At 55.8% G+C, this 13,830-nt stretch carries 11 protein-coding genes; 7 read left to right on the forward strand and 4 right to left on the reverse strand.

The features are described 5' to 3' along the window. Positions 1-15 precede the first annotated feature (15 nt). On the reverse strand, positions 16-1,611 hold the full coding sequence (locus BLR97_RS12580; protein WP_089706880.1) for a ribonuclease J: 1,596 nt from the start codon (positions 1,609-1,611) through the stop codon (positions 16-18). A gap of 263 nt (positions 1,612-1,874) precedes the next feature. On the opposite strand from BLR97_RS12580, the gene purU reads away from it, so the two are divergent. Then, complete coding sequence (gene purU / locus BLR97_RS12585; protein WP_089706920.1) at positions 1,875-2,729, forward strand: formyltetrahydrofolate deformylase; 855 nt, start codon at positions 1,875-1,877, stop codon at positions 2,727-2,729. A 21-nt stretch (positions 2,730-2,750) separates the two neighbouring features. On the opposite strand, the gene lexA is transcribed toward purU, so the two are convergent. Next, on the reverse strand, positions 2,751-3,416 hold the full coding sequence (lexA, locus tag BLR97_RS12590; protein WP_089706881.1) for a transcriptional repressor LexA: 666 nt from the start codon (positions 3,414-3,416) through the stop codon (positions 2,751-2,753). Positions 3,417-3,661: 245 nt separating this feature from the next. Here lexA and BLR97_RS12595 point away from each other — a divergent pair, with 245 nt between their 5' ends. The 4 genes from BLR97_RS12595 to BLR97_RS12610 are packed head-to-tail and all read left to right on the forward strand — an operon-like array spanning position 3,662 to position 6,538. Beyond that, entirely contained in the window at positions 3,662-4,339 is a 678-nt protein-coding gene (locus tag BLR97_RS12595; RefSeq protein ID WP_089706882.1) for a TetR/AcrR family transcriptional regulator, read from the forward strand. Continuing rightward, positions 4,317-4,841: a L,D-transpeptidase gene (locus BLR97_RS12600; RefSeq protein WP_244511303.1), complete on the forward strand. Its 525-nt coding sequence runs from the start codon at positions 4,317-4,319 to the stop codon at positions 4,839-4,841. The genes BLR97_RS12595 and BLR97_RS12600 overlap by 23 nt, the downstream gene beginning before the upstream one ends. A 58-nt stretch (positions 4,842-4,899) precedes the next feature. Then, entirely contained in the window at positions 4,900-5,925 is a 1,026-nt protein-coding gene (gene nagZ / locus BLR97_RS12605; protein ID WP_089706883.1) for a beta-N-acetylhexosaminidase, read from the forward strand. Between the two features lie 34 nt (positions 5,926-5,959). Continuing rightward, on the forward strand, positions 5,960-6,538 hold the full coding sequence (locus tag BLR97_RS12610) for a hypoxanthine-guanine phosphoribosyltransferase (protein ID WP_089706884.1): 579 nt from the start codon (positions 5,960-5,962) through the stop codon (positions 6,536-6,538). A 19-nt stretch (positions 6,539-6,557) separates the two neighbouring features. Here BLR97_RS12610 and ppsR read toward each other — a convergent pair whose 3' ends face one another. Further along, positions 6,558-7,391 (reverse strand): posphoenolpyruvate synthetase regulatory kinase/phosphorylase PpsR, encoded by an 834-nt coding sequence (gene ppsR / locus BLR97_RS12615; protein WP_089706885.1) that lies wholly within the window; start codon positions 7,389-7,391, stop codon positions 6,558-6,560. A 227-nt stretch (positions 7,392-7,618) separates the two neighbouring features. Between ppsR and ppsA the strand changes: the two genes are divergently transcribed. Continuing rightward, on the forward strand, positions 7,619-9,994 hold the full coding sequence (ppsA, locus tag BLR97_RS12620) for a phosphoenolpyruvate synthase (protein ID WP_089706886.1): 2,376 nt from the start codon (positions 7,619-7,621) through the stop codon (positions 9,992-9,994). Between the two features lie 111 nt (positions 9,995-10,105). Further along, on the forward strand, positions 10,106-11,896 hold the full coding sequence (gene ggt / locus BLR97_RS12625) for a gamma-glutamyltransferase (RefSeq protein ID WP_089706887.1): 1,791 nt from the start codon (positions 10,106-10,108) through the stop codon (positions 11,894-11,896). A gap of 1 nt (position 11,897) precedes the next feature. On the opposite strand, the gene BLR97_RS12630 is transcribed toward ggt, so the two are convergent. Next, positions 11,898-13,784, reverse strand: a complete 1,887-nt coding sequence (locus BLR97_RS12630) for a glycerophosphodiester phosphodiesterase family protein (protein WP_089706888.1) — start codon at positions 13,782-13,784, stop codon at positions 11,898-11,900. Positions 13,785-13,830 lie beyond the last annotated feature (46 nt).

Raw genomic sequence — 13,830 nt, forward strand, 5'->3', positions numbered from 1 at the left:
GAGCTGGCGTTGGCTTTAGTCGTCAGCCATTGGGATTGGCAACTCGCTGGCCATAATTTGCAGGTGAACCTCAGGTAAATGCTGAAGCCGCTCGGCCAGCCAAGCGATTAACCGTGGCTGGAGGCCAAGGCGCAGATCCGCTAGCGTATCGGCATGCAGCTCGGCAAGCTGATCATCCAGCCATTCACTGAAGCTGTCTTCGTCCAGTGCGTTGGCGCTTGTATTGTCCAGCATGAGGCGTCCGATGCGCGCCCAGCCGGTAGCCGTAGCGGTAACCGGTAACGCTAAATAGAGGCTCCCGCGGCGCGGGTAGGTGTTGCTATCGCTTTCCAGCCCAGGATGAGGGACAACGCTGTTCTGGCTGACAATACAGGGTGGCTGTGGGTAGTGCCGTTCGTATTGCAACCCTTGTTGATCAAAACGAATCATGTCGCCATTGACCGGTGCTAACGGCGCTTCAATGCTCAGTGCGGCAGCCAGCTTCTGGTGAGCCGCTTGATGAAGGCTTTCCCCGTGGACCGGAAGCAGGTGTTTAGGCGCTAGCCACTGATAAAAGCGGGTCATCTCTTCTTGGGCAGGGTGTCCGGTTGCATGCAGTTCAGGATGATTAAATTCATCGAAGAGCTGCACGCCGAGCTGCTGTAAGCGTTTTTTAAGCTGCTCAATAGGGCGCTCGTTGCCGGGTATCGCCTTTGCCGAAAAAATCACGTTGTCGCCGGGCTGTAAGTCAACGTGGGGGTGGCGGCCCTGGGCGAGGCGTTGCAAAGCCGCCCGCGGCTCGCCTTGGCTGCCGGTGGCAATCACGACAACTTCATCGGGTGGTAGGTAACCTAGGTCGTGAGCGGGCACGAGGGTGGGAAAGTCGTCCAAATAACCAAGCCCGCGTGCCACGCTCACCATACGCTCCATTGAGCGCCCCATAAGGCTAACGCGGCGCCCGCATTGTTCCGCGGCGCGGCCAATGGCTAGCACACGGGCTAAATTACTGGCAAAGCAAGACACGATGACCCGCCCTTCACAGCTGGCCAGCGTGTCGGCCAGGGCGCGGGCCACGTCGCCTTCGCTGCCCGAATGCCCGGGTATGGGCGCATTGGTAGAATCGCCTACCACTAAGTCTACCGGCGCAAGCGCCTTAAACTGCGCTTGATTGATGGGCGCGCCGATCAAAGGTTCGTCGTCGAGCTTCCAATCCCCGCTGTGCAGAACACGGTAGTGACCGGCCATTAGGATCAGCGAGCAGCTTTCGGGAATCGAATGGGGAACCGAGAGGTAGCGCACGGTGAACGGGCCGCTTTCCAGCGCTTCGCCGGGCTCAATGACATGAATGGCGGCGCTACTGAGTTGGTGTTCGGCAAATTTTAGGCGCAGCAATCCCGCGGCTAACGGTGTGGCATAAATAGGGCATTGCCAGTGAGGCCAGAGCCATGCCAGCGCGCCAATATGATCCTCATGGCCGTGAGTGATATACACCGCTTCAGGGGTGATGCCCAGTGCCTTCGGCGTCTCCAGGTTGGGTACTTGGAGCGGCGCGTTGGGTAAATCCTGGCGGATCATCATGCCGCAGTCCACCGCGATCCAGTGTTCATCGTACCCGTATAGCGTCAGATTCATGCCGATCTCTCCGCACCCCCCTAAGGGTAAGAGGCGCAGAGGTGGGCGACGACGAGGACGAATATGGACGCGCGGTGGATGCATCAGAGTAAGAAAGCCTAAAAAGTAATGCGTTAACTATACGGGATGGGGCGGGCGGCTAACAATCATCGACGTTATGGGCTGTGCTTGCAGGCGCCGCATTGGGTACACTAGACGTTTGTTTAATACCGATAAACGGCCGTGATCTTCGCCGCGTGGCCAACCCGTTGAGAGTAATAATGATGTCGCATTTTTATCGTTTAGTGGTGTCCTGCCCGGATCAGGTAGGCATTGTGGCGCATGTGTCCAGCTTTATCGCCCAGCAAGGCGGGTCGATTACCGAGGCTAGCCAGCATTCTGACCTGGAAACCGGGCGTTTCTTTATGCGCTACGAAATCTTAGCGGATTCGCTGGGGTTGTCGGCAGAGGCGTTTCGTGAGGCGTTTGAATCAGTGGCTGAGCAATTCGCTATGCAATGGGCGTTAGTCGATACCCAAAAGCAGCGTCGGGTGGTGCTTATGGTTTCGCGAGAATCGCATTGTTTGGTCGACTTGCTCTACCGTTGGCAGGTTGGTGAACTCGATTGCGACATTGTGGGGGTGATCTCTAACCATGACGACATGCGTTCGTTAACCGAGTGGTACGGGATTCCTTACCACCATGTGCCGGTCGACCCCAATGATAAGCCAGCGGCCTTTGAGCAAGTGCAGGCACATATCGACCATGCGCGAGCCGATTGCGTTGTGCTGGCGCGCTACATGCAAATTTTACCGCCGGCGTTATGCCAGCGGTATGCAGGGCGGGTGATTAATATCCACCACAGCTTTCTGCCGTCGTTTGCCGGGGCTAAACCTTACCACCAAGCCTACCAGCGTGGCGTGAAGCTGATCGGCGCGACCTGTCACTACGTCACGCAAGAGCTGGATGCCGGGCCTATCATTGAGCAGGACATCCATCGGGTAAGTCACTGTCATACGCCGAAGGATCTAGTGCGTTTTGGCCGCGATGTTGAAAAAGCCGTTTTGGCACGCGGTCTGCGCTGGCACTTGGAAGACCGCGTGCTGGTGCATGGTAATAAAACTATCGTATTTAGCTAAGCGCCATGCCCTTTGCCGTTATTAGCCAAGGGCCTGGCCGTTGCCACCGCGGATGACGCCGACGCCAACCCCTTCTATTTCTAACGGCTGGGTACGTAAGTCGATCTCAATAGGGGAAAAGTCAGGGTTTTCTGCCACCAGCGTGACGAGATGGCCCTGGCGTTTAAAACGCTTTACCGTGACTTCATCTTCCAGTCGGGCAACCACAATTTGGCCATCGCGAATGCGATCGGTACGGTGAACCGCGAGTAGATCACCTTCAAGAATGCCGACGTTTTGCATAGAGAGTCCGCGCACGCGCAACAGGTAATCTGCTCTGGGAGTGAAGTAATCAGCGGGCAGCGGGCAATAGCGATCAATATGCTCGGCTGCGAGAATAGGGCTGCCCGCCGCTACTTCGCCAATAATCGGCAGGCCGGTAGCATGATCCGTCGTTGAGGGCGGTTGCGGGTCGAGTGCATCTTGGGGTTCTTGGTTGGGTAAGCGAATACCCCGTGACGTATTGCGGATAATGCGAATAACCCCTTTGCGTTCAAGTGCCCGCAAATGTTCTTCCGCGGCATTGGGCGAGCGAAATCCTAATGCCTTGGCAATTTCGGCCCGTGTGGGCGGATAGCCAAGCTCAGCCATGGTTTTGACAATAAAGTCGAACACATTCTGCTGACGAACAGTTAACGGCCGTGACATATCAGCCTCCAAAGTGAATAAGTGGGCAAGACAGCGTTTCTGTTTACCTATCAGTATGTGGTTAAGTATACAGTATGTTTCCCTGTCCAGTATATCCTTGACGATGGTTAGGTAACGCCTTGATGGATAAGGGGTGGCAGGCCACTATTGCGAGCACCGATTATCGCTAGGTAAACGTTGAGAGGCCGTCATCGATAACGTAGTATCCTAAATTGTTTAAAACATCCGTTTTTATGGAGAGCAGCATGGCTCAATCGGATACGGTGACGCGCATTCTGGACACGGCGGAAGTGCTTTTTGCTGAGCGCGGATTTGCCGAGACGTCCCTGCGTAATATCACCAGTAAGGCGCGTGTTAACCTGGCAGCGGTGAATTATCATTTTGGTTCCAAAAAAGCCCTCATCCAGGCGGTTTTTGCGCGTTACCTAGATCCGTTCTCACAACGGTTTCATAGTGCCCTGGACGATCTGGAAGCGCGTTATTCCGGTCGCGATATTCCGCTTGAAGTGCTGCTTGAAACCATGGCGACGACGGTGCTGGAGGTGCCAGCTGAGCGCAATAGCCTTAAGGTCTTTATGCGCTTGTTGGGGCTGGCGTATAGCCAGGCCCAGGGGCATTTGCGGCGTTATATTCAGCAGGAATACGGCGATGTGTTTAGCCGTTTTACCGATCTGGTGCGCCGCGCAACCCCGGATTTGCCGGACGCCGAGCGTTTTTGGCGGCTACACTTTATGCTCGGCACCGTCATTTTTACGCTCTCAGGCCTGGATGCGCTTCGCGATATTGCCGAAAAGGATTATCGCCAACAGGTTTCAGTGCGAGACTTAATTCGTCGACTCCGGCCGGTCGTGGTGGCGGCCATGAATGCACCGCTACCCGTTGAGTTGGATATGGAGCTCCGTGAAGACACCGCAACTGGCTAACATGCCACCGCAACACGCGCTGTGGCTGGAAATTGATATTCAGGCGCAGCAATTGCGTGCTTGGAAAGACGATGATTGTCTCTATGCTTGCGAGATTTCTACCGGGCGTGCAGGCGCGGGAAATCAACAGGGCAGCGGGCAAACCCCTGTGGGGTGGCATTATATCCGCGCTGCTATTGGCCGTAACGCCCCTGAAAATGCAGTGTTCAAAGGCCGTCGCTGGACAGGTGAAGTCTTTAATGCTGAATTGGCTGCAGCGTTTCCCGAGCGAGATTGGATTCTGACACGTATTTTATGGCTGTGTGGCCTGGAGCCTGGGGTCAACCGAGGCGGGCAGGTGGATTCACAACGCCGCTATATTTACCTGCACGGCACGCCACCCGACCAGCCCATGGGAGAGCCTGCCTCGCATGGCTGCGTAAGGCTGCGCAACGCAGACCTTTTGTGGCTATTTGAACATGCGCTACCGGAAACGCCTGTCTGGCTTCACGACAGCCGTTGATCGTTGGACTCCCGCTAATGTTCGACTAGAATTAGCGCCTTTTTTTGGATACCCCCTTATGACACATCCATTGGGCTCGGTCATGCTGGACCTGGAAGGGACGACGTTGACCCCTAAAGAACGGCTGTTGCTGAAAGAACAAGCGGTCGGTGGCGTGATTCTCTTTGCCCGTAACGTTGACGATGCCCACCAAGTACGCCGGCTGTGTGGTGAGGTGCGTAAGCAACGCCCGGATATACTGCTGGCCGTCGATCAAGAGGGCGGGCGTGTCCAACGGATCAAGCAGGGATTAACCCGTTTGCCACCCATGGCGCGCTTGGGCCACTACTATCAGCAGGATCGCAGGGCGAGTTTAGCGCTTGCCCAGGATGCGGGCTGGCTATTGGGAATGGAGATGGCAGCCTGCGGTTTGGATATCAGCTTTGCACCGGTGCTCGATATCGACAGCGGGCAGTCCAGCGTGATTGGCGATCGTAGTTTTGGAGCTGAGCCAACCCAAGTAAGCGAGTTGGGGGGTGCGTTTGTCGCCGGGTTGCATGAAGCCGGTATGGCGGCAATCGGCAAGCATTTCCCCGGCCATGGCGGCGTCGCGGCAGACTCGCATCTTGCACTGCCGATTGATGATCGTCCCTTTGAATCCTTGAAACAACATGATCTTGTGCCGTTTAGCGCTTTGGCTAAGCAGCTTGATGGCGTGATGCCGGCGCATATTGTTTACTCTGGCTTTGACCGTCGTCCGGCGGGATTTTCACCTAGCTGGTTGGGCATGCTGCGTCAGTCGCTAGGCTTTAAAGGCTGCATTTTCTCGGATGATTTGAGCATGGCGGGCGCCCATGAAGCCGGAGGGCCGCGCGAGCGTGCGGCCGCCGCTTTGGCGGCAGGTTGCGACATGCTATTGGTATGCAACGATCGTGAGGCGGCCCTTGAGGTGGTTGCTGCTAACCCCGAACAACGCTCTGTACGCCCGGGAAAGTTACGCTACAAGCGCGCCCGGCCTGATTTAGAGGCGTTGCCTGCGCTGAATCGCTGGCGGCGCACACATGCCCGACTTGAGGCCATGGCCGGCGTGCCCTCCAGTGATTAAGCACCGCATTTAACAGTTAGTTTGGAGTTAGTTAATGGCAAAGCTAGATAAAGAGGCGCTCGCGTCACTCGACTCAATGCGCGAGCTCATGGAGAACGCCGATTGCTTGATTTCACAGCAGCAGGTCGAGCAGGCGTTGGATCGCATGGCCGAGCAGATCAGCGAGGATCTAGGTGACAAGTTGCCGGTCTTTTACTGCGTCATGAATGGGGGGCTGATCACCACAGGTCATCTACTCACCCGGTTGGGGTTCCCGCTGGAAGTTGATTATCTGCATGCCACGCGCTATCGCAATGAGCTTCGCGGCGGTGAACTTTTCTGGCGAGTGTCGCCGGAGATCCCTATGGCCGGTCGGCACGTGGTTATCGTCGATGACATACTCGATGAAGGGACGACGTTGGCCGCGATTTTGAATTATTGTAAACAGGCTCAAGCGGCGAGTGTTACCACCGCTGTGCTAGTCGACAAGCGACACGATCGCAAAGCCGTTCCAGGTCTAGCCGCCGATTATTGTGGGTTGGAAGTGGCTGACCGCTATGTGTTTGGCTTTGGAATGGACTACAAAGGTTACTGGCGCAATGCCCCCGGCATTTTTGCACCCAAGGGCATGTAAGGTTTCTACGCGGAAGAGATTAACGAGGTGAAAAACGCCGTGCCAAGCCTGTCTCGGCAATCATACGCGTTGATATCTCTTCAACCGAGAAGCGCGTGGCGTCGATATACGGCACATGCAGACGCCGATATAGCGCTTCCGCCTGCTCAATTTCCTGCATGCATTGGTCCATTGAACTATAGCGACTGTTGGGCCGACGTTCATTGCGGATCGCAGCCAGGCGCCGCGCGTCGATCGTCAGTCCAAATAACTTGTGTCGGTGAGGCGCAAGGGCTTTGGGCAGTTTAAGCATGCCGTCCTCATCCAAATCGTCTTCCGTCAGCGGATAATTGGCAGCCCGAATACCAAATTGCAGGGCTAGATAAAGCGAGGTGGGCGTTTTGCCGCAGCGTGAAACCCCTACCAGAATGACATCGGCTTTGTCATATTGATGGGTGCGCGCACCGTCGTCATTATCCAGCGCAAAATGCACGGAGTGAATGCGATCCATGTAGACGTCGTCGCTGCCAATCGAATGCGTGCGCCCTACGCTGTAGGAAGAGTGAGTCGCCAATTCTTGCTCTAGCGGCTCTAAAAAGGTTGAGAAAATATCCACCTTAAAGCCCGACGCCTGACGAATCACGTCGCGGATTTGCTGATCGACAATAGTGTCGATAATAATCGGCCGTTGGCCATCGCGTACTGCGGTGGCATCGATGATGGCGGCCAGGTTTTGGGCTTTCTCCAGGCTGTCGATATAGGGCTTGGTTTGCATGTTGATATCGACATCGCTGAACTGAGCCAGAAGGCTTCGACCTAAGCTCTCAGCGGTAATGCCTGTCCCATCCGAAATAAAAAAAGCCGTGCGCTGCATGGTATTCGCTCCCCGTAACGTTGCGCTTATTGTGTGCTGCGATGGCGTTCGGCACAACTGCGCTTAAACCGCGACTACAGCAAACCTCAAAAAATGCCGTCTGTTGTAAAAATCCTCCACTCTCTTCGCTATTAGACCAATGGCGAATACAGTGGGGCGGTGCTAGGGTGAGCGCAATCATCTTCAGCGGTTGACACAATCGCTGGCCTATTAAGCGAGGGGGTTGCGTGAACGATTACATTCTATGGTTCGATCAACTGGGCATGGCCGACGTCGAACGTGTGGGTGGTAAAAACGCCTCGCTTGGCGAAATGATCTCAAACTTATCCGGGGCCGGGGTAACGGTGCCCGGCGGGTTTGCTACCACAGCCCATGCCTACCGCGAATTTCTTGCTCATGAAGGTCTCAATGAGCGTATCAATAAGACGCTCGCACGGCTGGACGTTGACGATGTCAAGGCGCTTGCCGAGGCTGGAAAAATGATTCGCCAGTGGGTGATCGATACGCCGTTACCCCCGGCGTTTGAAAGCGAACTACGCACTGCCTATGAAGCGCTTCAGCAGCGCCACCCCGCATTAAAGGTGGCGGTTCGCAGTTCGGCCACTGCCGAAGATTTGCCCGATGCCTCCTTCGCAGGCCAGCAGGAAACCTTTTTGAATATCGAAGGGTTCGACAACATTAAGCGGGCTGTACACGAAGTATTCGCGTCTCTGTTTAACGATCGAGCGATCTCTTACCGTGTTCATCGGGGCTACGCTCATGAGAATGTCGCGCTATCCGCCGGCGTGCAAAAAATGGTGCGTTCGGAAACCGGTGCCTCCGGGGTGATGTTCACGCTGGATACCGAATCAGGCTTCCGCGACGTCGTGTTTGTGACCGCTTCCTGGGGGTTGGGCGAAACCGTGGTGCAAGGCGCCGTTAACCCGGATGAATTCTATGTGCATAAATCCACCTTGGCGGCGGGGCGCCCGGCCGTGTTGCGGCGTAACCTGGGATCAAAACTGATTAAAATGATCTATGGCGAAGATGCCAGCGCCGGCAAGTCGGTTGAGACCATCGACGTGCCGCTGCAAGATCGCGGCCGTTTCTGCATTAACGATCAGCAGGTGATGGCACTGGCACGCCAAGCCGTGACGATTGAGCAGCATTACCAACGCCCTATGGATATTGAATGGGCGTTGGATGGCGACGATGGTGAGCTTTACATTGTGCAGGCGCGGCCAGAAACCGTTGTATCTCAGCAGGAAGGCGGCAAGTTAGAGCGTTTTCAACTGCGCGAGAAAGGCCGCACCTTGGTCACGGGTCGCGCCATCGGACAGCGTATTGGTCGTGGTACCGCCAAAATTGTCATGAGCCCTGACGACATGGACAAGATTCATGACGGCGATGTGCTGGTGACGGACATGACCGATCCCGACTGGGAGCCGATCATGAAGCGCGCCTCGGCGATTGTTACCAACCGTGGCGGTCGAACCTGCCATGCGGCCATCATTGCGCGTGAGCTGGGTATCCCGGCGGTGGTGGGCTGTGCTGATGCCACCACGCGTTTATACGAAGGCAGCGACGTTACCGTCTCCTGTGCTGAAGGCGATACCGGACATGTCTATGAAGGGCTACTGGCCTTTGACTGCAAAGTCACCAACGTCGACACCATGCCGGAGATCCCTTTCAAAATTATGATGAACGTGGGCAATCCCGACCGTGCCTTCGGGTTTGCCAGCCTTCCCCATGCCGGGGTAGGGCTTGCGCGCTTGGAGTTCATCATCAACCGCATGATTGGTGTCCACCCCAAGGCTTTGTTGGAGTACGACACCTTGCCGACCGACCTGCAGCAGGTGATCGATATGCGCACCGCTGGCTATGCGGATCCGGTCAGCTTTTACGTCGATAAACTCGTCGAGGGGATTTCGACGCTGGCGGCTGCCTATTACCCTCAGCGCGTTATCGTGCGGCTTTCCGACTTCAAGTCCAACGAGTACGAAAACCTGATTGGCGGCAAGCTTTACGAGCCCGGCGAAGAGAACCCCATGCTTGGGTTCCGGGGGGCCTCGCGCTATGTCTCAGAGGCATTCCGTCCTTGTTTTGAACTGGAGTGCCGGGCGCTGAAACGTGTGCGTGAAGAAATGGGGCTCGATAACATCGAGATTATGGTGCCCTTTGTGCGTACCACTGAGGAAGCTCGCGAAGTGGTTGAACTTCTAGGAGCAAACGGGCTCAAGCGTGGTGACAATGGCCTGAAGGTCATCATGATGTGCGAGCTGCCCGCCAACGCACTACTCGCCGACGAGTTTCTTGAGCACTTCGATGGTTTCTCCATCGGTTCCAATGACCTGACTCAGTTAACCCTGGGGCTGGATCGTGATTCGGGCATTGTGGCGCATTTGTTTGACGAGCGTAACGAGGCGGTCAAGAAACTCCTCTCGATGGCCATTAAAGCCTGCAAGGATCAGGGCAAGTACGTAGGTATATGCGGTCAGGGGCCATCGGATCATCCCGACTTGGCGAAGTGGCTGATGGAGCAGGGTATCGATTCGGTATCGCTTAATCCGGATGCGGTGCTTGAAACCTGGCTTATGCTGGCAGGCGAAACAGTCGCGGAATAAGCACTAGCTGACGAGTGATTGAGCGCCTGGCCCATTGTGCTGGGCGCTCGGTTTTTATAGGCTAGCGACCTCACGCGGTTGGTCTGAACGGAATTTGCGGAGTAGGTCGTGATGCCCTCGAAAAAAGTTACCTGGTTACTACCCAGCCTGTTGGTGGTGCCTTTTTACGTTTGGGGCTTCGACTACCAAACGCCCTCCATCTCACCGGAAGTTAATTCCGGCTATGAAGAAAAGCCTGGCTGGTCGGCCGACGATTTTGCGGTGGCCGCCGCCAACCCCCTTGCCGCCGATGCGGGCTACCAAGTCCTGAAAGCGGGCGGTAACGCGATTGACGCGGCCATTGCGGTTCAGATGGTGCTCGGCTTAGTTGAGCCGCAATCGAGTGGTCTCGGCGGCGGCGCGTTTTTGCTGTATTTCGATGGTAGCGACGTGCGAGCCTATGACGGGCGCGAGACCGCACCCAAGGCTGTTGATGCTGAGTTGTTCCTGGAAGATGGCGAGCCGCTAGAGTTTATGGAAGCCGTGGCCAGTGGCCGCTCCGTTGGTGTGCCTGGCACCGTTAGGCTTTTGGAGAAGGCGCACATGGCCCACGGTCGCTTGCCCTGGGAAGCGTTGTTTCGCCCGGCGATTACCCTGGCCGAAGACGGGTTTGAAGTAAGCCAGCGGCTACACTCGAGCCTGGCCAATGATCAGGCGTTGCGCGATAACCCGCTAGCACGCGCCTTTTATTACGACGCAGAAGGCCAGCCTGTCGAGGTGGGAGAGACCCTTAAAAACCCAGCGTTGGCGGCGGTTTTAAAACGTATCGCCGAAGAGGGGAGTCGCGCGTTTTATCAGGGCGATATTGCCCAAGACATAGTCAACAGCGTTCGCCAGCATCCTGAGCGCCCAGGTGAGCTGGCGCTTGATGACCTTGAAACCTACGAAGCCATTGCCCGTGAGCCAATCTGTACCCCTTGGCAGCAGTGGGAGGTGTGTGGTTTCCCCCCACCTTCATCCGGCCATCTTACAATCATGCAGATTTTGGGCATGCTCGATCAACAGCCCCTGCTCGAAGCCCCATTGGATGACGGCGTCACCAGTAGCGGTTGGTTGCACCAGTTTTTAGAAGCGTCGAGGTTAGCCTTCGCTGACCGCAATTACTATATTGCGGATCCTGATTATGTCGAGGCTCCCGGGGGTGACTGGACGACGATGTTAGCCCCTTCTTATCTCGCCAAACGCAGCGCATTGATTGGCAAACAGAGCCTGGGAAGCGATGTGGAGCATGGTGAACCTGGTGCTATTGAAACCAGTTGGGTGGCGCAGCCAACGCAGCCAGAATACGGTACCAGCCATATCAGCATTGTGGATGCCGAAGGACATTCGGTTGCGATGACCACGTCCATCGAGCAGGCGTTTGGCTCGCGCATCATGGTTGATGGCGGCACAGATCTCCCCGGTGGCTTTTTGCTTAATAACCAACTGACGGATTTTGCCTTTGAACCCGAGCAGAACGGTGACCCCGTAGCCAATCGCGTGGAACCCGGCAAGCGACCACGTTCAAGTATGAGCCCCACGCTGATTTTCGATCAAGAAAGTGGTGAGCTGGTAGGCAGCCTCGGCTCTCCGGGTGGCGCGGCGATTATTCATTACACCGCACGCACGCTGATGGCGCTTCGCGATTGGGGCATGAACGCACAAACGGCCTTGAACCTTCCCCACGCGGTTACGCTCGGCGATGAGGTGTGGTTGGAAGAAGGGCGTTTTCCAGACGCCGCCCTCGATGATTTGCGCGAGCGAGGGCACAACGTCAGTGAGCGTGAGCTAACCAGCGGCCTGCAAGCCATTATGCGCCTGGAGGATGGTTCGTTGTTTGGCGGCGCCGACCCGCGCCGGGAAGGTGTGGTGATGGGCGATTAAGTTAGCGCCGCAGCCAATTACGCAGTTTTACTAACATTAATGCGCCGTCGCTTAGTGCACGGCGGTCATTTCTTAGCGCCACCAACTGCTTGGGGTAATCGGTAATAATCGCGTCCACCCCTAAATCGATCAACGTGGACATCCGTTCTCGGCTGTTCACTGTCCAGGCGTGAACCTCATAGCCATAGAGTGCCGCTAGTCGCATTTCCTGGGACGTAATGCGATTATGGCGCAACCCCAGTGCGTCAAACGCACTGCGATCCAAGGTTCCAGGTAAAATAAGCTGGGCAATAAGGGTAACGTTTAATTCCGGTGCCCTTTGTTTGATAAAGGGCAGCAGCCCGGGTGACATGGTGGCAATCCGCATGCTTTGCATGGCGTTAGGGTAGCCACACTGCAAATAGGCTTCTATAGGGTTATCGGCGGATGCCCAACAGCGATAACGCGCATCCGTTTCGTGCTCAAGCTCTCGTATCACGGCATTGCTGAGTGCTTGTCCCTGGCCGGGCAACGGTTTAATTTCGATCATTAGATCGGCGCGACCACGTACCAATGCAAGCGCATCGTCGAGCCCAGGAATCGGCTCCCCTTCATATAGGTCTCCAAACCAACTGCCTACGTCATAACGTTCTAGCTCCTCTCGCGTTAAGTCTCCGAATTCCTGTTGATCGCCAGTTAGACGAGCCATGTTACGGTCGTGATAGAGCATGACGTCATTGTCGGCCGTCAGACGAACGTCAATTTCGATAGCGTCAGAACCATCCACGATGGCTTGATCCAACGCCGCTAAGGTGTTCTCTGGGGCCGCCATGGAGCTACCGCGATGGGCGATGATCGCAACGTCGTCACGAATCTCGAAACTTGTCAGTATCCACCAAGCCTGAAGTGCCGCGAAGGCTAACACGCCAAGCTCTACTGCCCATGCTAGGCGACCCGGATGGGCTGCGGCAGGCGGCGGCGCGGGGCGCGCTTCATGATGTGCGAGTTGAAGGTAGAGGCAGGCTGACAAGAGCGCATTCACGGCAATGCCGATAAACGTAATCGCCAGCGTGATCAGCACATAGCCCGTTAAGTAGCCCAGCATGGCGGGCACTAGGACGGCAGTATGCTCGGGTAGCCACCATAAAAGCGGGGTGAACAGTCGGTCGAATAGCAGCGTGGTGGCGAGCGGCAGCATAATGATCAGCGCAAGGACTAATATAACAGCCACGCCAATAGAGCGATGCCAGCCTCGTGTTAATACTACACTGCGTCGAAGCGCCTGCCAGGGCGAGTATTGATCCAACGCTACGAGTGGAAGGGCCAGCAGCCAGCGTAAATAAAGCTTGGCGGCCAATGCCATCCATAAGAGCAGCAAAGGGGTCGCGCAGGCGATGAAATACCACAATGCGGGTGGCTTAACGCGCTGTAAGTAATAAGGATCGATACCGCTTATCCATACGCCATGGAGCCAAGCTAACGCCACCATGAAAGGGGTAAGCAGTATCAGGTGGCTACCTACTTGTAATACCACCAAGCCACTTAGCGCAGGTAAACGTCGTATACTGAGCCAAAGCGCTTCAAACGCTAGGCGGTAGTGATTATCGCGGGGGCGTATAGCCACCTGAAGCATGCCCGCCTGCTGCCAATAAATCACCACAAAAAACAGCCCAATGCCCACCAACATACCCAATAGCCCCGCGGGGCTAAACAGCAGTGTTACGAGTTCATTATTGGTTACGACACTGCGATGCAATTGTGCGAGTAACGCCTGCATTAACCAGGCGGTGGTGGGGAGTAATAGCGCTGACGCTAAGAGGGTAAAAAATAGATGAAACGCAATCAGTGGGCGCAAATGGTCGCGTAATGTACGGGCCAGCGCATAGCCAAGCTGAGTCAACGGCTGCATGGTCACAAAAAGGTAATGAGATGAAGCATCAGGGTGGCAGCAAGCG

The sequence above is a fragment of the Vreelandella arcis genome, assembly GCF_900103865.1.
GTDB classification, from domain to species: Bacteria; Pseudomonadota; Gammaproteobacteria; order Pseudomonadales; family Halomonadaceae; genus Vreelandella; species Vreelandella arcis.